We start from the raw sequence: 17,518 nt of genomic DNA on the forward strand, positions 1-17,518 counted from the left end.
CAGGGCCGCCTGACCCGGCAGGGCCGCAGGAACGACGAAGCCCCCGTCCGGACCAGGTCCGGACGGGGGCTGTCAGTCGAGGCGGATCAGGCGAAGAGCCCCGGCAGGGTCCCCTCGTGGGCCGCGCGCAGCTCGCTCAGCGGCAGCGAGAACTCGCCCTGCACGTCGACGGAGTCACCGTCGACGACACCGATGCGCCGCACGGGCAGACCCCGCGCCCCGCACATGTCGGTGAACCGCAGCTCCTCGCTCCGCGGCACGGAGACGACCGCGCGCCCCGCAGACTCGGAGAAGAGGAAGGTGAACGCGTCCAGGCCGTCGGGCACGACGAGCCGGGCACCGCGGCCGCCCCGCAGGCAGGACTCGGTGACGGCCTGCACGAGACCGCCGTCCGACAGGTCGTGCGCGGCGTCGATCATGCCGTCGCGCGAGGCGGAGATGAGGATCTCGGCGAGCAGCTTCTCGCGCGCCAGGTCGACCTTGGGCGGCAGGCCGCCGAGGTGTCCGTGGACCACCTGCGACCAGGCCGAGCCGCCGAACTCCTCGTGCGTCTCGCCGAGCAGGTAGAGGAGCTGGCCCTCTTCCTTGAAGGCCATCGGCGTACGCCGCGCCACGTCGTCGATCACACCGAGGACGGCGACGACCGGCGTCGGGTGGATCGCCGCCTCACCGGTCTGGTTGTAGAGCGAGACGTTGCCGCCGGTGACCGGGGTGCCGAGCTCCAGGCAGCCGTCCGCCAGACCGCGGACGGCCTCGGCGAACTGCCACATGACGTCAGGGTCCTCGGGCGAACCGAAGTTCAGGCAGTCGGAGATGGCGAGGGGCTTGGCGCCGGAGGCGGCGACATTGCGGTACGACTCGGCGAGCGCGAGCTGCGCGCCCGTGTACGGGTCGAGCTTCGCGTACCGGCCGTTGCCGTCGGTGGCGATGGCGACGCCGAGGCCCGTCTCCTCGTTGATCCGGATCATGCCGGAGTCCTCGGGCTGCGCGAGCACGGTGTTGCCCTGCACGAAGCGGTCGTACTGGTCGGTGACCCAGGACTTGGCGGCCTGGTTCGGCGCGGCGACCAGCTTGAGGACCTGCTCGCGCAGTTCGTCCGAGTTCGCCGGGCGGGCCAGCTTGTTCGCGTCGTCGGCCTGGAGGGCGTCCTGCCAGGACGGGCGGGCGTACGGGCGCTCGTAGACCGGGCCGTCGTGCGCGACCGTGCGCGGGTCGACGTCGACGATCTTCTCGCCGTGCCAGAAGATCTCCAGGCGGTCGCCGTCGGTCACCTCACCGACGACGGTGGCGATGACGTCCCACTTGTCGCAGATCTCCAGGAAGCGGTCGACCTTGTCGGGCTCGACCACGGCGCACATGCGTTCCTGCGACTCACTCATGAGGATCTCCTCGGGAGTGAGCGTGGAGTCGCGCAGCGGCACGTCGTCCAGCTCGACGCGCATGCCGCCGGAGCCGTTGGACGCCAACTCGCTGGTGGCGCAGGAGAGTCCGGCCGCGCCGAGGTCCTGGATGCCGACGACGAGCTTCTCGGCGAAGGCCTCCAGGGTGCACTCGATGAGGAGCTTCTCCTGGAAGGGGTCACCGACCTGGACGGCGGGGCGCTTGCTCGGCTTCGTGTCGTCGAAGGTCTCGCTCGCCAGGATCGAGGCGCCGCCGATGCCGTCGCCGCCGGTGCGGGCGCCGTACAGGATGACCTTGTTGCCGGGACCGGATGCCTTCGCGAGGTGGATGTCCTCGTGCCGCATGACGCCGATCGCACCGGCGTTGACCAGCGGGTTGCCCTGGTAGCAGGCGTCGAAGACGAGCTCGCCGCCGATGTTCGGCAGGCCGAGGCAGTTGCCGTAGCCGCCGATGCCCGCGACGACTCCGGGGAGCACGCGCTTGGTGTCGGGGTGGTGCGCGTCGCCCATGCGCAGCGGGTCCACGACCGCGACCGGGCGGGCGCCCATCGCGATGATGTCGCGGACGATGCCGCCGACACCGGTGGCCGCGCCCTGGTAGGGCTCGACGTACGACGGGTGGTTGTGGGACTCGACCTTGAAGGTGACCGCGTAGCCCTGGCCGACGTCGACGACGCCGGCGTTCTCGCCGATGCCGACGAGCATCGCGTCGTTCTCCGGCACCTTCTCGCCGAACTGCCGCAGGTGGACCTTGCTGCTCTTGTACGAGCAGTGCTCGGACCACATGACGGAGTACATGGCGAGCTCGGCGCCGGTCGGGCGGCGGCCGAGGATCTCGCGGACGCGCTCGTACTCGTCCTCCTTCAGGCCCAGCTCGGCCCAGGGCAGCTTGACGTCGGGCGTCTCGGCCGCGTGCTTGACGGTGTCCAGAGTCATGCGTTGACCAGCTTCTTCAGGATCGAGGTGAAGAATCCGAGGCCGTCGGTGCGGCCGGTCCCGACCAGCGGCTCCACGGCGTGCTCGGGGTGCGGCATGAGGCCGACGACGTTGCCCGCCTCGTTGGTGATGCCGGCGATGTCACGGAGCGAGCCGTTCGGATTGCCGTCCAGGTACCGGAAGGCGACGCGGCCCTCGGCCTCCAGCATGTCCAGGGTCCGCTCGTCGGCGGTGTACTGCCCGTCGATGTTCTTGAGCGGGATCCGGATCTCCTGGCCCGCCGTGTAGTCGGCGGTCCAGGCGGTCTCCGCGTTCTCCACGCGCAGCCGCTGCTCGCGGCAGATGAAGTGCAGGTGGTTGTTGCGCAGCATCGCGCCGGGCAGGAGGTGCGTCTCGGTGAGCACCTGGAAGCCGTTGCAGATGCCGAGGACCGGCATCCCTGCCTTCGCCTGCTCGATGACGGACTCCATCACCGGCGAGAAACGGGAGATGGCGCCGGCCCGCAGATAGTCGCCGTAGGAGAACCCGCCGGGCAGCACCACGGCGTCGACCTGCTTGAGGTCCTTGTCCTTGTGCCACAGCGGCACGGCTTCGGCGCCGGCCACGCGGACGGCACGCTGGGTGTCGCGGTCGTCGAGGGTTCCCGGGAAAGTGACGACTCCAATTCGAGCAGTCACTTCGCGGCCTCCTCGGCCTTCTGCGCCTGCTGAGCCTCTTCGACCTTTACGACGAAGTCCTCGATCACGGTGTTGGCGAGGAAGGTTTCCGCCAACTCGTGGATACGGGCGAGGGCCGTCTCGTCGACGGGCCCGTCCACCTCGAGTTCGAAGCGCTTTCCCTGACGTACGTCGGAGATGCCCTGGAAACCGAGGCGCGGCAGTGCACGCTGCACCGCCTGGCCCTGGGGGTCGAGGATCTCCGGCTTGAGCATGACGTCGACTACGACGCGTGCCACTGGCACTCCCGGTGTGTGGTGCTGGCGTGTGCTGCTTGCGATGTGCTGAGCAGGTTCCTTCAGACTACCGGCACAAAATTTCTACTCGCGTAGATTCGTAGCAACCTACGAGATGACGGTCACGTTCCGGGGTGCAAGCAGGTTTCGAACCGAGAACCTTCACGATGAATCCATGAAAGATCTGGCCTCGCAATGCGCCAATACAATGCCGGGCACTGTACAAAGGAATTGGCAATAGCCGATACTTTGCCCAAAACATCCGTGCAGTCGGCATCACCGCATGTCAACGCGGTAGAGCCGCGCGAAGGGACCGATATTCGTGGCGCAACGTGTCGTGGTCACTCTCTTTGACGACATCGACGGCGGGGAAGCGGCGGAAACGGTCGCGTTCGGTCTTGACGGCAAGTCGTACGAGATCGACCTCAATCAAACCAATGCCAAGAAACTGCGCACGGCTCTGGCGCCGTACCTGGAGGCCGCGCGCAAGCAGTCGAAGTCCGGGGCGGTCTTCCGGCACACGGCGGTCTCCCCCGACCCGTCGGCGGTCCGCGCCTGGGCGCGCTCGCACCAGATGGACGTCCCGCCCCGCGGCCGCATCCCCAAGAAGGTCTACGAGGCCTTCGAAGCGGCCAACTGAGCACGGGCCGCACGCCGTCCGGAGCCCCTCGCCGGCACCGACTTGCGCTGCACCCCTCCCGGTCGGCTAAAGTCTGGAGCACGCCGAGGGGCGAGGCCGAAGGGCCGGACCTCACGGAGTCATGCGGGTGTAGTTCAGTAGTAGAACATCCCCCTTCCAGGGGGAAGGCGCAGTGTGCAATTCCTGTCACCCGCTCTGCATCGCTCACCGACCGGTCCTCCGGTTGCGGTAAGCTGGTGCCCGCGCCGGTCGGTGAAAGCCGATCGGAGGCAATGCGAACGTAGCTCAGTTGGTAGAGCGCAACCTTGCCAAGGTTGAGGTCGCGAGTTCGAACCTCGTCGTTCGCTCCATGTGAGAGGCCCCGGTCCTGTGACCGGGGCCTTCTTCGTATCCCCTGCCTTCTGCTGCCTTCTGCCTCGTGGGTGCTTCTGACATTTGTCATGCGGGCCGGTGACAGCGCGCACTGCCGACGTCCCCCGGGCCCCGGGACGCTTGAGTCATGACTGACCAAGTGATCGACGTGACCGATCTGCGGCGCGTGTACGGAGGGGGTTTCGAGGCAGTACGGGGGATCTCCTTCGCCGTGGGACGCGGCGAGCTCTTCGCGCTGCTCGGCACCAACGGCGCAGGCAAGACGTCCACCGTCGAACTCCTCGAAGGGCTCGCGGCACCGGCCGGCGGACGGGTGCGGGTGCTCGGGCACGACCCGTACACCGAGCGGAGCGCGGTGCGCCCGCGGACCGGCGTCATGCTCCAGGAGGGCGGCTTTCCCGCGGAGTTGACCGTCGGCGAGACCGCGCGGATGTGGGCGGGGTGCACCAGCGGGGCCCGGCCCGTCGACGAGGCACTGGAGATCGTCGGGCTCGCCGGGCGGTCCCGGGTCCGGGTGAAACAGCTCTCCGGCGGCGAGAAGCGCCGCCTCGACCTGGCCATGGCGCTCCTCGGGCGGCCCGAGGTGCTCTTCCTCGACGAACCCACCACCGGGCTAGACGCGGAAGGCCGGCGCGAGACCTGGCAGCTGGTCGGGGAACTGCGCGACAACGGCACGACCGTGCCGCTCACCACGCACTACCTCGAAGAGGCCGAGAGCCTCGCCGACCGGCTCGCGATCCTCCACGAGGGCCGGATCGCCGCCGAGGGAAGCGTCGCCGACGTGGTGGCCGAGCAGCCCTCCCACATCTCCTTCGAACTGCCCGTCGGGTACTTCGTGGGCGACCTGCCGCCGCTCGCCGAACTCGGCGTGACCGGACACGAGACGGACGGCCGCCGCGTCCGGCTGCGCACCGGAGAACTGCAACGGGCCGCCACCGGGCTCCTGTTGTGGGCCCGCGACGCACGGGTCGAGCTGACCGCACTCGACGTGCGCGCGGCCACGCTGGAGGAGGCGTTCCTGCGGATCGCGCGGGGCGCGCGGAGCGGGACGGACGAGGCCGCCGGGCGGCGCCTCGGCGACAAGAAGATGGCGGTATGAGCACGGCGACCGTGACGACCCCGGCGGGCCGGATGCGGGCGCTGGCGCGCGCCGAGCTGACGCTGTTCGGACGGAACAAGGCGATGCTGTTCGCGGCGCTGTTCGTGCCGATGGTGATCCCGCTCAGCATGCGGCAGGCGGCCGAGGGCATGGACCTGAAGGGCACCGGACTCGACGTCGGCACCGTCGTCCTGCCCAGCGCCCTCGGCTTCTCCCTGCTCTTCGCCGTGTACTCCGCGCTGACCGCCGTCTACGCCGCCCGGCGCGAGGAGCTCGTGCTCAAGCGGCTGCGCACCGGCGAGCTCCGGGACCCCGAGATCATCGCGGGCGCCGCGCTGCCGTCGGTCCTCATCGGGATCGTGCAGTGCCTCGTGCTCTCCGTGGGCTGCGCGGTGCTCCTCGACGCCGGGGCGCCGAGCGCGCCGCACCTCGTCGTGCTCGGCCTCGCCGCGGGGCTCGTGATGTTCTCCGCGCTGGCCGCCGTCACCGGAAGCGTCAGCAGGACCACCGATTCCGCGCAGGTCATGAGCATGCCGCTGATCTTCGTGTCGATGATCGGCTCCGGGCTCTTCATCCCGCTCGAAGTCATGCCCGACAAGGTCGCCTCGGTCTGCGAGCTGCTCCCGCTCTCACCGGTCGTCGAACTGATCCGCGGCGGCTGGGCCGGCACCCTCTCGGCCCGGGACGCGCTGGGCGCCACCGCCACCGCGGTGGCCTGGACCGTACTCGCGGTGTTTGCTGTACGGCGATGGTTCCGCTGGGAACCCCGGCACTGAGGGAGGAGCCTCCGTGATCGACCGCATGCGGGCCTGGCAGCGCGACTGGCACGGGCGCAGCAAGATCGAGAGGGTCGAGCTCCAGAGCCTCGCCATGTGGCACGCCATGCCGTGGATCTTCTTCCTCAGCTGGCTCTCGGTGCCGCTCGGCCTGAGCCTGCGCCCGGGGCTCGCCGCCCAGCTCTTCGGCTGGTCGCTGATCGTGCTCGCGGCCGCGCAGTGCGTGCACGTCAACCGCTCGCTGCGCCGGTCGATCGACCACTACCTCCGGCGGGCGCCCCTGCCGCGACGTGACCTCACCGTGGCCGCCGTCCTCATGGGCGCCACCATGGGACTGGCCGTCGGCCTTCAGGCCGTGGACGGCGTGGACAACGGAATGCTGGGCCTCACGACCCTGTACATGATGATGCCGTTCGCCCAGGCGCTCGCCTTCTCCGTGCCCATCCGTGGCTTCCTGGCCTGCGTGGCGCTGGTCGACGCCGCGGCCGTGGCCGCCTTCGCGGCCGGCGGGGCCCGCGGCGGGCAGCTCGCCGCCGTCGGCGGCCTCATCGCCTTCGCCGGCCTCCTCGCGCTGGTCTCCACGCGCTGCGGCGCCTGGACGCTCTCCGTGATGTGGGAGGGCGACCGGGCCCGCGAGGTCGAGGCGCGGCTCGCGGTCGCCGAGGAGCGGCTGCGGTTCGGCCGGGACCTGCACGACGTGATGGGGCGCAACCTCGCCGTCATCGCGCTCAAGAGCGAGCTCGCGGTGCAGCTCGCCCGCCGGGGCCGGCCCGAGGCGGTGGACCAGATGGTCGAGGTGCAGCGGATCGCGCAGGAGTCGCAGCGGGAGGTGCGCGAAGTCGTACGGGGCTACCGCGAGGTCGACCTCGCGGTGGAACTCGCCGGGGCGCAGGGCGTGTTGGAGGCGGCGGGGATCGTGTGCCGGGTGAGCGGGTCCGCGGCGACGCTGCCCGCATCGGTGCAGTCGGCCCTCGGGTGGGTCGTGCGGGAGGCGGCGACGAACGTGCTGCGGCACGGTGACGCGGGGCGCTGCGACATCACGCTGGCGGTGGACGAGAGGCGGGCTGCGCTGGTGGTGGAGAACGACGGAGCGCCGGAGGTCGCGCCCGAACAGCGGGGATCCGGTCTCGCGGGGCTGCGGGAGCGGCTGGCCGCGGTGGACGGGGTGCTGGACTTCGCGTCCGGCGACGGCGTGTTCCGGCTCACCGTGGAGATCCCCCTGCCGCCGCCCTCGGCGCACGACCCGGCACCGGCGCCGGAGCGGGGCCGGGACGGGGACCGGGAGCGGGACCGCGGCCAGGGGGTGGCCGCGTGAGCCTGCGCGTCCTGCTCGCCGATGACGAGCACCTCATCCGAGGGGCTCTCGCCGCGCTGCTCGCCCTCGAGGACGATCTCGTCGTGGTCGCCGAGGCCGCGTCCGGTCCCGAGGCGCTCGCCATGGCACGGGCCCACCGGCCCGATGTCGCCGTGCTCGATCTGCAGATGCCGGGTGCCGACGGTGTGAGTGTGGCCACATCCCTGCGGGACGAACTCCCGCAGTGCCGCACCATGATCGTGACGAGCCACGGCAGACCGGGACATCTCAAGCGGGCCCTCGCGGTGGGGGTGCGCGGCTTCGTGCCGAAGACCGTGAGCGCCCAGCGGCTCGCCGAGATCATCCGTACCGTGCACGCCGGAAACCGTTACGTGGACCCGGAGTTGGCGGCCGACGCGATCTCCGCCGGGGACTCGCCGCTGACCGCCCGCGAGGCCGAGGTGCTCGAACTCGCCGCCGACGGGGCGCCCGTCGCGGAGATCGCCGAGCGCGCCGCGCTCTCCCAGGGAACCGTCCGCAACTACCTCTCGTCGGCGGCCACCAAGATCGGGGCGGAAAATCGTCATGCCGCGGTGCGTCTCGCACGCGAGCGAGGTTGGGTATAGTTGGTCTCGCGCTTCGGCGCAACGCGGACGTAGCTCAGTTGGTAGAGCGCAACCTTGCCAAGGTTGAGGTCGCCAGTTCGAACCTGGTCGTCCGCTCCAGATGAAAGGCCCCGGTCGTCTCGACCGGGGCCTTCTTCGTGCGCCCGGCTACCAGGACGTGCCGGTCAGCCGCTCGTACGCCTCGATGTACTTGGCGCGTGTGGCGTCCACCACATCCTGCGGCAGCGCCGGCGGCGGCTGCTCGCTGTGGCGGTCCCAGCCCGAGGCCGGGGAGGTCAGCCAGTTCCGCACGAACTGCTTGTCGTACGACGGCTGGGCGCGGCCCGGCTCCCACTGGTCCGCGGGCCAGAAGCGCGAGGAGTCCGGCGTCAGGACCTCGTCGCCGAGGATCAGCGCCTCCCCGTCGAAGCCGAACTCGAACTTCGTGTCGGCGAGGATCAGGCCGCGGTCGCGCGCGACGTCCCGCGCCCGGCTGTAGACCGCGAGGGTCGACTGGCGCAGCCGCGCCGCGGTGTCCGCGCCGACCTGGCGGGCCACGTCCTCGTACGACACGTTCTCGTCGTGCTCGCCGACCGCGGCCTTCGCCGCCGGCGTGAAGATCGGCGCGGGCAGCTCCGAGCCGTCGACCAGGCCCTCGGGGAGGGCGAGGCCGCAGACGGTACGGGTGGCGTTGTACTCCAGGAGGCCCGAGCCCGTCAGATAGCCGCGGGCGACGCACTCGACCGGGACCATCTGCAGGGACTTGCAGACGAGGGTGCGGCCCTCCCAGTCGGCGGGCGCGCCCTGCGGCACGTCCGTCGAGATGACGTGGTTCGGGACGAGGTCCGCGAGCTGGTCGAACCACCACAGGGAGAGCTGGGTGAGGACGCGGCCCTTGTCGGGGATCTCCGAGGGCAGCACCCAGTCATAGGCGGAGAGGCGGTCGCTGGCGACCATGACGAGCTCGCCCGCCTCGTTCTGGTACAGCTCGCGCACCTTGCCGGTGTGGAGGTGGACCAGGCCCGGCACCTCAAGGGGCTCGGGCTTTTCTACGAATCCGGACACGGTTCCCTCCCGTGGTTCTGGCCAAGTGAGGTCGATTCTCCCGTATGGGAGGCGTGGTTTTGGCCATGGGTCGAGCGGGGCTGTGCGGTGGCGCGTACCGGTGCCGTGCCCGCCGCGCGCGGCGGCGGGGTCAGTCGCGCTTGCAGATGCGGTCCAGGAGATTGGCGGTGGCGCGCTGGATGCGCGTGTCCACATGGCCCGGGCGGTCCAGCGCAGGGGACCAGGCGAAGGTGCCGGACGCGAAGACCAGGGCGCCGGACGGGGCGCGGTAGAGCGACGACTCCTGGTGGCGGGTGACGCCCTCGGTGTCCTCGTACGGCGAGTGGGCGAGCAGGATGCGGCCCTGGTGCTGGGGGAGCGCGGTACGCGGGAAGTAGCGGTCGGCCTCGCCGGCGACCAGGCCTTCGATCTCGTCGTTCTCGTGCGCCCCGGTGGCCTCCCACAGCCAGTGGTCGGCGTTGCGGACGACGAGGGGGCGCGGCTCGGGGACGCGGCCCGCGTACTGGATGCCGAGCAGTTGCTGCTCCGCCTTGTCCTGCTCGCGCCACAGGGCGGGGCGGCCGGGGCCGCGGCGCTTGCGGCAGGTGAGGAGGCGGTCCTCGACGCCGGAAGCGGACGGGCCGAGCTCCACCTGCCAGTACATGGTGTTGGCGGAGAGGAAGACGAGGGAGGTGCCGTGCTCGCGGGCCAGCTCGGTGGTGCGGCGCATGCTCGGCGACCAGTACTCGTCGTGGCCGGGGAAGACCAGGCCTCGGTACCGGGTGGGGTCGATGCGGCCGGCGTGCAGGTCGCGGGCGTCGGCGTACGCCAGGTCGTAGCCGTACCGCTCGGCCCAGCGGATGAAGTCGTAGGCGTGGCCGACGTGCAGGGGCAGGCCCGCGCCCGCGTACGGCCGGTCGAAGGAGACCGTGACGGCGGCCTCGCTCTCGCCGAGGAGGCTGCCCTCCTCGTCCCACGCGTGGTAGAGGCTGGCGCCCGTGCGGCCGTCCTCGGGGTAGAGGTTGTACGCCTGCCAGGTGATGTCCGGCAGGAGCAGCAGGAGGTCGGCGGGGTGGCTGTCGCGGACCGTGAAGGGGACGTGCGAGCGGTACCCGTCGGCGGTGGTGAGGACCGCGACGTACGCCCCGATGCTCCAGTAGCTCGGGATCTGCAGGCGCCAGGAGAGCCACCAGTGGTGGCAGGAGACCGTGCGGTCCGCGGTCAGCGGGGCGGGCTGGACGATGCCGGAGAGGCGCGGGCTGGTGGTGATCTTCGAGGCTCCGTCGCCTCCGTAGTGCCCGATGCGGTAGATGTCGACGCTGAACTGCTGGGGCGGGTCCACGGTGACGTGGAAGTCGATCGCCTCGCCCGGGGCGGCGGCGCCGGTGGAGGTGAAGCCCTTGATCTGGCGGTGCACGTCGTCGGCGGTGAGCGGGCCGCCGGTGCGCGGCTCCGGGATGTTCGCCGCGCCGGGGGCCGGGGCATGGTCGACGTACCACGGCACGACCCGGCCCGTGTCGTCGAAGTAGTGCTCGGATCCGCGCAGCCAGGGCAGTGGGCCCTGGCCGAAAGGATCCGACACGGCGTGCGCCAGCGCGCCCGATTCCCAGCGGCGGATCGGCTCCGACTTCATGTGTGCCCCTCCCTCGCTCCCCCGAGCCTGCGGCGCCTCATGGTGCGTACGGTCCGGCGCGCCGCTCCCAGCACATCACATTACGCACGCGCCCCGTTACCGTTCGTCGCGAATTGGTGTGAACGGAGCGTGATGCTCCGGGTGGGTCGACGGGCGGGGTGGCGGTGGGGTGGCGCCGGGGTGGCGGGCTGCGGCGGGTGGGCGGTGGCGGGTGGACGGGAGGTCGGCGGGTCGGCTGTGCGGGCCCTTGGACCGGGGGCGGAGGGCTGTGGCGGGGTGCGAGCGGCGCGCGCTGGGGCGCGCGGGCCGGTGGGCGCCGGGTTCCTGGGGGGCCGGGTGTGGGGCGGTGGGTGCCGGGGTCAGACGAGGCGGACCGGCTTCTCGGGGCGGATGCCCAGGCGGGTGAGCCAGTCCCGCAGCGGAGACGGATCGCCGTCCTCGACGAGGCTCAGGACGCGCGGCGTGAGGTCCGCCGCGCGCTCGCCGTCGACCAGCAGGGCGGGCCCGTCGAGCCAGTCGAGACCGGGGGTGGCACCCGCGGTGTCCACCGCCGCACAGCACACCATCGCCGTCACGTGGTCGGCGAGGAGCTCGCGGCCCGTGCGCGGCGGCTGGAGCGGGAAGAGCGGCAGCGCGCCGTCGTCCCAGAGGGCCTCGTCCGGGCCCTGGCCGGTGGGGGCGGGGCGGGGCGGTGCCGCGGCCTCCTCGCGGGCGAGCTCGGCGGTGAGGCCCGCGGCGAGCATGCCGCCGATGCTGTGCTCGTCGGCCTCGTCGGTGTCGTCGTCCGCCGGGAAGAGGGACGCGGCGTGCTCGGGGGAGCCCGGGGCGAGGCGGTGCCGCGGGGTCTTCGACGCCGGGCCGACGCCCGCGGGATCGTCACTCTGCGTGCTGTCCGGGCCAGGCGTCGTCAGGTGTTCGAGGACGCGGCCGAGCGTCGGCCCGTCGGGGTCGGGGGCCGTCGGGTCGGCGGAGTGGCCGACGCCGAGGGAGTCCAGGACGCGGTGCAGCCGGGCGGCGTCCATGCGCCATTTCCGGTCGACGACCTCGTCCGGATACTCCTGCCACGCGACCGGCGCCCAGTCCGGCCCCGCCTCCGCGGGCCCGCCGTGGAAGAGCCGGGCGGCAAGGAGCGACGCCGCCTCGTCCACCGAACCGGGCTCCTCCAGAAGGTCGCAGGCGGGACGCTCGCCCAGGCGCGAGGCGAAGCCCTCCGCGAGACGGTCCCTGCGGGACAGCTCGGTGAGCGCGGAGACCACGCCCGCGTCGAGCCGGGAGGGCCAGCGGCCCATGCGCCAGGCGGGCAGCGCGACCCGGGTGAGGAGGCGGTCCCAGCCCGCGTACGCGAGGCCGACCTGTTCCTGAGCGACGATCCGCACGCCATAGTCCACGGCTTGGGCGCGCTCGGCGGCGGCCGCGGCGACGCCGCGCTCCATCTCGGCGGCGTGCACCCGGCAGTGGCGCAGCAGGAGCCGGGCGATCCGGCCGATCCCGGCGAGCACCACACGCGAGACGGGATCGCGGCCCGGGGCCGTGGCGACCGCGACGGCCGCGTCGAGCCCGCGCACGAAGCGGCGGGCGGCGGCTATGTCAGGGTGCGCCGAGGGTCCCGTCCCCGCCACGACGGGGGCAAGCACCGCGCGCAGCTCACCGACCCGCATCCACCACAGGAACGGGGAGCCGATGACGAGCACGGGGGCGACGGACGACGGGCGCTGCGGGGTGCGCGGCTGCTCCCCGCGGCCCTGCGCGGGCGCGCCGCCGTGCGCGGGGTGGGTGCGGTCCTCAAGCCAGCTGTCGCAGTCCGGGGTGAGCGCTATCGCCGAGGGCGCGGGCACGTCAAGACGGTCGGCGAGGTCCCGCACCAGGCGGTACAGGTCGGGGGCGGACTCCTCGGTGATCGGCACCGTCGGACTCAGGGCGGGCCTGGCCCGCGCGACGACCAGGCCGACGCCTGCCGCGACGAGCAGCGCGAGCACGGCCACGCAGGTCACGACCCAGCGGACGGCATCCCAACGCCCGCCGCCCGCATGGCCCATGGCCCCGGCCGCGAGCAGCACGACGGCGACGGCCGCGGGCAGCAGGGCGACGGCCAGCGCCCTGCTGCGCAGCCGCAGCACGGCGAGGGCCCGGGAGCGCGCGGCCTGCGCGCCCACCTCCACACCCGTACCTGACACGACCGATGGCACCCCCTGCCTGCCTATTGCTCGGCCGTCGGCCGGGGCCGACGGCACACATCAACGGCGTTCGTGTTGCTCACTCCCCCACTGTGGCACCCGCCACCGACATCGCAATGCCGGTGGTCTGTTTGGCTCTGGGCGCCTTGAACGCTTTCGCCGCACCCTAGTTGGGGTGCCCGCCATCGTCAGCCGGATGGGCCACCGGTCACTCGATGGAATGGCTTTGGCTAAAGCTGGCTGCCGAAAAGGCCCCGGATCCAGTGTCAGATCCGGGGCCTGGGGTCGGCGGGAGTGGCCGAAAGTCACGCGGGGGTGGCCGGGAGGAAGCGGGGTGTCCGGGGGGGGAGGGGGGGGACGGGTTACGCCTCCGCGGCGGCCTTGGCCGCGATGTCCGTGCGGTGCTGGGAGCCCTCGAGGCGGATGCGGGACAGCGCGGCGTACGCGCGCTCCCGCGCCTCGGTGAGGTCGGCGCCCGTCGCCGTCACGGACAGCACGCGGCCGCCCGCGCTGACGACCGCGCCGCCGTCGTGCTTCGTCCCGGCGTGCAGGACGTACGCATCCGGGGCATCCTGTGCCGCGACCTCGTCCAGGCCCTCGATGGGGTCGCCCGTGCGCGGCGTGCCGGGGTAGTTGTGCGAGGCGACGACCACGGTGACCGCGGCGTCGTCGCTCCAGCGCAGCGGGGGCAGGTCGGCGAGGTTGCCGGTCGCCGCGGCCATCAGGAGGCCGGCGAGCGGCGTCTTGAGGCGGGCGAGGACGACCTGCGTCTCGGGGTCGCCGAAGCGGGCGTTGAACTCGATGACGCGCACGCCGCGGCTCGTGATCGCCAGGCCCGCGTACAGCAGCCCCGAGAACGGGGTGCCGCGGCGCCGCAGCTCGTCCACGGTCGGCTGCAGCACGGTCTGCATGACCTCGTCGACCAGCTTCGGGTCGGCCCACGGGAGGGGCGAGTACGCGCCCATGCCGCCGGTGTTCGGGCCCTCGTCGCCGTCGAGTGCGCGCTTGAAGTCCTGGGCGGGCTGGAGCGGGACGACGGTCTCGCCGTCGGTGACCGCGAAGAGGGAGACCTCGGGGCCGTCCAGGAACTCCTCGATGACGACGCGGTCGCAGGCGAGGGCGTGCGCGCGGGCCGCCTCGACGTCGTCCGTGACGACGACACCCTTGCCGGCGGCGAGTCCGTCGTCCTTGACGACGTACGGCGCTCCGAAGGCGTCGAGGGCCTCGTCGACCTCCTTCGGGGTCGTGCAGACGTACGACCGGGCGGTCGGCACGCTCGCGCCCGCCATCACGTCCTTGGCGAACGCCTTGGAGCCTTCCAGCAGGGCGGCCTCCTTGGACGGCCCGAAGCAGGGGATGCCCGCCGCGCGCACGGCGTCGGCGACGCCCGCGACGAGGGGGGCCTCCGGGCCGACGACGACGAGCGCCGCGTCCAGCTGCTGGGCGAGGGACGCCACGGCGGCGCCGTCGAGGGCGTCGACCCGGTGCAGCTCGGCCACGTCTGCGATGCCGGCGTTGCCGGGGGCGCAGTGCAGCTCGGAGACGGCGGGGTCGAGGGACAGAGAGCGGCACAGGGCGTGTTCGCGGGCACCACTGCCGATGACGAGGACCTTCACGTGGTCAGCCTAGCCCGGAGGGCTGGGCCGCTTTGTACGGGCCGCCCACCTTGGGCCTCGGCGGCTTTTGTACGTTCCTCCAGCTCGCCGGTCCGTTCGGGCCTGTCCCGCCGCTTCGCGGCGGATGCTTCCCACCCACCCGCCCGTGCGCCCTGCACCGTCCGGCGGGGGTAGGGGTCCCCCGGGGGGGGGAGCGGAAGGGAGCGGGCGGGAGCATCCACCGCGAAGCGGCGGGCTGGGTACTCCTGACCCGGGCGGGACGCCGCAGGCAGGCGCCCACTCGCCCCACCCCTACCCTCACGTGACGTCGCGGGGCGATCCCCACCCACCCGCCCCTACTCCCGCGGGACGTCGCGGGGCAAACGGGTGGGTGGGTGGGAAACATCCGCCGCGAAGCGGCGGACTCGGCGCTCCTACCCCCGCAGGACGTCGCAGAGCAGCCCCACCCGCCCCGCCCCTACCCCCGCAAGACGTCGCGGGGCAAACGGGTGGGTGGGTGGGAAACATCCGCCGCGAAGCGGCGGGCTTGGGGCTCCTACCTCGGCAGGACGGGGCCGGGCAGACCGGCACCCCGAGAGGTGTCGCTACTCGTTCGGGTACTCGTCGACCACCGTCGCACCCAGTTCCCGCACGATCAGGTCGTGGCCCGACAGGGCCGACTCCACCAGGTCCGGGTCGTCGTCCTCGGGAATGTCGTCCTCGGGGGACACGTGCTCCGGCGCCGGAGCCGGGGCGGGGGCCGACGCGCGGGGAGGCGGGGCCGCCTCCGGGGCGGGCCGGGGCGGCGACTGGGGGGCGGCCGGGGCCGCCGGGGCCGGTGACGGCTGCTGCGGCGGCGCGGCGGGGCGGGAGGCCATCGGGGCACCACCACCGAAGTTACCGCCACCGAAGTTCCCCGCGGCGGGCGGCGGCGCGGAGCCACCGGACGGGTCGACGATCGCCTCGACCTTCCACTGCACACCGAACTGCTCGGACAGCGCCTGCCGCAGCACGTCCTCGCTGCCGCTGCTCGCGAAGTTGTCCCGCGCACCCGCGTTGACGAAGCCGATCTGGAGGGTCGTCCCGTCGAACCCGGCCACCTGCGCGTTCTGGCTGAGCAGGATCCAGGTGAAGCGGCGGCGGTTCTTCACCGCCTCCAGGATGTTCGGCCACAGAGTCCGCGGGTCGGGCCCGCCCGCGGGCGGCGCGGCGGCCGCCATGGGGGCGGGTGCCTGGGCGGCCGGAGCCGTGGGCGCGGAGGACTGGGGGGCCGGGGCCTGCGGGGCAGGAGCCGCCGTGGCGCTGCTCCCCGCGGAGGCCGCCGTCGGCCAGCCCCCCGGGCGGGGGGCGGCTCCCTGCGGTGCCGGGGCGGCGGCTGCCGGGCCGCTGCCGGGTGCCGAGGCCGTCGGCCAGCCACCGGGGCGCCGCTCGGCCGCCGGAGCAGCGGGAGCGGCAGCAGGAGGGGGAGCCGGAGCCTGCGGAGCGGGCGCCTGCGCCGTCTCAGGAGCCTGCTGGGCCGGCGCGGACTGGGCGACGGCCTGCGGCCCGGCGTCCGACACCTGCCCGCCCCCACCAGCACCAACACCAGCACCAGCACCAGCACCAGCACCACCCTGCGGCGCCGCCGCCCCGGCCCCCCGCACCGCCGCACGCGCAGCCGCCGGACCGCCCCCCGGCGGAACGGGCGGCCCGGGCGGGACGGGCGCAGGTCCGCCCACGGGCATGGCGACCCCGGGCTGCTGCACGCCCGCGTGGGCCTCGGGCCCGGGGACGTAACCCATCGCGGGGCCGGGGCCCTGGCCACCGGCGACGAAGTTCCCGCCGCGCTCCAGGCGCTCGAGGCGGGCCATCATCGAGCGCTCGTCGTCATAGGCGGCGGGGAGCAGCACGCGGGCGCAGATCAGCTCCAGCTGGAGCCGCGGCGAGGTGGCGCCGCGCATCTCCGTGAGGCCTTCGTTGACGATGTCGGCGGCGCGGCTGAGCTCGGCCCCGCCGAAGACGCCGGCCTGTGCCTGCATGCGCTCGACGACGTCGGCCGGCGCGTCGATCAGCCCCTTCTCGGCGGCGTCCGGCACGGCGGCGAGGATCACGAGGTCCCGCAGCCGCTCCAGGAGGTCGGCGACGAAGCGCCGCGGGTCGTTGCCGCTCTCGATGACGCGGTCGACGACCTCGAAGGCCGCCGCCCCGTCCCCGGAGGCGAAGGCCTCGACGACGGAGTCGAGCAGCGAGCCGTCCGTGTAGCCGAGGAGGGAGGTCGCCATGGCGTATGTCACACCGTCGTCGGCGGCGCTGGCGAGGAGCTGGTCCATGACGGACATGGAGTCACGCACGGAGCCGGCGCCGGCCCGCACGACCAGCGGGAAGACACCGTCCTCGACGGCCATCTCCTCGCGCCCGCAGACCTCGGCGAGGTAGTCCCGGAGGGTGCCGGGGGGCACGAGCCGGAACGGGTAGTGGTGGGTGCGCGAGCGGATCGTGCCGATGACCTTCTCGGGCTCCGTCGTCGCGAAGATGAACTTGAGGTGCTCCGGGGGCTCCTCGACCACCTTCAGCAGGGCGTTGAAACCCGCCGAGGTGACCATGTGGGCCTCGTCGATGATGTAGATCTTGTACCGGCTGGAGGCGGGGCCGAAGAAGGCCTTTTCGCGCAGGTCACGCGCGTCGTCCACGCCACCGTGCGACGCGGCGTCGATCTCGATGACGTCGATCGATCCCGGGCCGTTCCTCGCCAGGTCGCGGCAGGACTGGCACTCGCCGCAGGGCGTGGGAGTGGGACCTTGCTCACAGTTCAGACAGCGGGCCAGGATGCGCGCGCTCGTCGTCTTGCCGCAGCCGCGCGGGCCACTGAACAGGTACGCGTGATTGACCCGGTTGTTCCGCAGCGCCTGCTGCAGCGGGTCTGTCACATGCTCCTGCCCGATGACCTCGGCGAAAGACTCCGGGCGATAACGGCGGTACAACGCGAGAGACGACACGCATACGAGGTTATAGGCGACCA

13 protein-coding genes and 3 tRNA genes are annotated in these 17,518 nt (G+C 72.6%); 8 read left to right on the forward strand and 8 right to left on the reverse strand.

The genetic code is table 11. The annotated features are described in order from the left end of the window. Positions 1 to 86: 86 nt before the first annotated feature. The 3 genes from purL to purS are packed head-to-tail and all read right to left on the reverse strand — an operon-like array spanning position 87 to position 3,291. The gene (gene purL, locus ACH4D5_RS13055) at positions 87 to 2,336 is read right to left on the reverse strand and encodes a phosphoribosylformylglycinamidine synthase subunit PurL (protein WP_398301545.1); all 2,250 of its coding nucleotides are present in this window, start codon (positions 2,334 to 2,336) and stop codon (positions 87 to 89) included. After that, on the reverse strand, positions 2,333 to 3,013 hold the full coding sequence (gene purQ / locus ACH4D5_RS13060; RefSeq protein ID WP_398301547.1) for a phosphoribosylformylglycinamidine synthase subunit PurQ: 681 nt from the start codon (positions 3,011 to 3,013) through the stop codon (positions 2,333 to 2,335). The genes purL and purQ overlap by 4 nt, the downstream gene beginning before the upstream one ends. Continuing rightward, positions 3,010 to 3,291 carry a phosphoribosylformylglycinamidine synthase subunit PurS gene (gene purS, locus ACH4D5_RS13065; protein WP_398301549.1) on the reverse strand — a complete coding sequence of 94 codons (282 nt, stop codon included), beginning with the start codon at positions 3,289 to 3,291 and terminating at the stop codon, positions 3,010 to 3,012. The genes purQ and purS overlap by 4 nt, the downstream gene beginning before the upstream one ends. Before the next feature lie 319 nt (positions 3,292 to 3,610). Here purS and ACH4D5_RS13070 point away from each other — a divergent pair, with 319 nt between their 5' ends. The 8 genes from ACH4D5_RS13070 (at position 3,611) to ACH4D5_RS13105 (ending at position 8,194) form a co-directional block, all read left to right on the forward strand. Continuing rightward, the gene (locus tag ACH4D5_RS13070) at positions 3,611 to 3,928 is read left to right on the forward strand and encodes an Lsr2 family protein (protein ID WP_398301551.1); all 318 of its coding nucleotides are present in this window, start codon (positions 3,611 to 3,613) and stop codon (positions 3,926 to 3,928) included. A 123-nt stretch (positions 3,929 to 4,051) separates the two neighbouring features. Then, positions 4,052 to 4,123, forward strand: a tRNA-Gly gene (locus ACH4D5_RS13075). Positions 4,124 to 4,202: 79 nt separating this feature from the next. After that, positions 4,203 to 4,278 (forward strand) — tRNA-Gly (locus ACH4D5_RS13080). Between the two features lie 149 nt (positions 4,279 to 4,427). Next, the gene (locus ACH4D5_RS13085; RefSeq protein WP_398301553.1) at positions 4,428 to 5,399 is read left to right on the forward strand and encodes an ABC transporter ATP-binding protein; all 972 of its coding nucleotides are present in this window, start codon (positions 4,428 to 4,430) and stop codon (positions 5,397 to 5,399) included. After that, entirely contained in the window at positions 5,396 to 6,175 is a 780-nt protein-coding gene (locus tag ACH4D5_RS13090; RefSeq protein ID WP_398301555.1) for an ABC transporter permease, read from the forward strand. Before ACH4D5_RS13085 ends, ACH4D5_RS13090 begins: the two co-directional genes overlap by 4 nt. Positions 6,176 to 6,188: 13 nt before the next feature. Continuing rightward, a complete protein-coding gene (locus ACH4D5_RS13095; RefSeq protein ID WP_398301557.1) occupies positions 6,189 to 7,490 on the forward strand; it encodes a sensor histidine kinase in 1,302 nt (433 codons plus the stop codon). Continuing rightward, positions 7,487 to 8,095 (forward strand): response regulator, encoded by a 609-nt coding sequence (locus tag ACH4D5_RS13100; protein ID WP_398301559.1) that lies wholly within the window; start codon positions 7,487 to 7,489, stop codon positions 8,093 to 8,095. Before ACH4D5_RS13095 ends, ACH4D5_RS13100 begins: the two co-directional genes overlap by 4 nt. 23 nt (positions 8,096 to 8,118) lie before the next feature. Further along, positions 8,119 to 8,194: transfer RNA gene (locus ACH4D5_RS13105), tRNA-Gly, on the forward strand. A gap of 48 nt (positions 8,195 to 8,242) precedes the next feature. Here ACH4D5_RS13105 and ACH4D5_RS13110 read toward each other — a convergent pair. The 5 genes from ACH4D5_RS13110 to ACH4D5_RS13130 form a co-directional block, all read right to left on the reverse strand. Then, complete coding sequence (locus ACH4D5_RS13110) at positions 8,243 to 9,139, reverse strand: phosphoribosylaminoimidazolesuccinocarboxamide synthase (protein ID WP_398301560.1); 897 nt, start codon at positions 9,137 to 9,139, stop codon at positions 8,243 to 8,245. A gap of 130 nt (positions 9,140 to 9,269) precedes the next feature. Beyond that, entirely contained in the window at positions 9,270 to 10,751 is a 1,482-nt protein-coding gene (locus tag ACH4D5_RS13115; RefSeq protein WP_398301562.1) for a N,N-dimethylformamidase beta subunit family domain-containing protein, read from the reverse strand. Positions 10,752 to 11,110: 359 nt separating this feature from the next. Next, positions 11,111 to 12,925: a hypothetical protein gene (locus ACH4D5_RS13120; RefSeq protein WP_398301564.1), complete on the reverse strand. Its 1,815-nt coding sequence runs from the start codon at positions 12,923 to 12,925 to the stop codon at positions 11,111 to 11,113. Between the two features lie 362 nt (positions 12,926 to 13,287). Next, on the reverse strand, positions 13,288 to 14,541 hold the full coding sequence (gene purD / locus ACH4D5_RS13125) for a phosphoribosylamine--glycine ligase (protein ID WP_398301566.1): 1,254 nt from the start codon (positions 14,539 to 14,541) through the stop codon (positions 13,288 to 13,290). 584 nt (positions 14,542 to 15,125) lie between these two features. Continuing rightward, complete coding sequence (locus ACH4D5_RS13130) at positions 15,126 to 17,495, reverse strand: DNA polymerase III subunit gamma and tau (protein ID WP_398301568.1); 2,370 nt, start codon at positions 17,493 to 17,495, stop codon at positions 15,126 to 15,128. Between the last annotated feature and the right edge of the window lie 23 nt (positions 17,496 to 17,518).

The organism is Streptomyces sp. NPDC018029 (genome assembly GCF_044327655.1).
Classification (GTDB): domain Bacteria; phylum Actinomycetota; class Actinomycetes; order Streptomycetales; family Streptomycetaceae; genus Streptomyces.

Coding starts and splice junctions, on each gene's coding strand:
- purL (WP_398301545.1), bottom strand. CDS start 2,336: ATGACTCTGGACACCGTCAAGCACGCGGCCGAGACGCCCGACGTCAAG.
- ACH4D5_RS13115 (WP_398301562.1), bottom strand. CDS start 10,751: ATGAAGTCGGAGCCGATCCGCCGCTGGGAATCGGGCGCGCTGGCGCAC.
- ACH4D5_RS13090 (WP_398301555.1), top strand. CDS start 5,396: ATGAGCACGGCGACCGTGACGACCCCGGCGGGCCGGATGCGGGCGCTG.
- ACH4D5_RS13085 (WP_398301553.1), top strand. CDS start 4,428: ATGACTGACCAAGTGATCGACGTGACCGATCTGCGGCGCGTGTACGGA.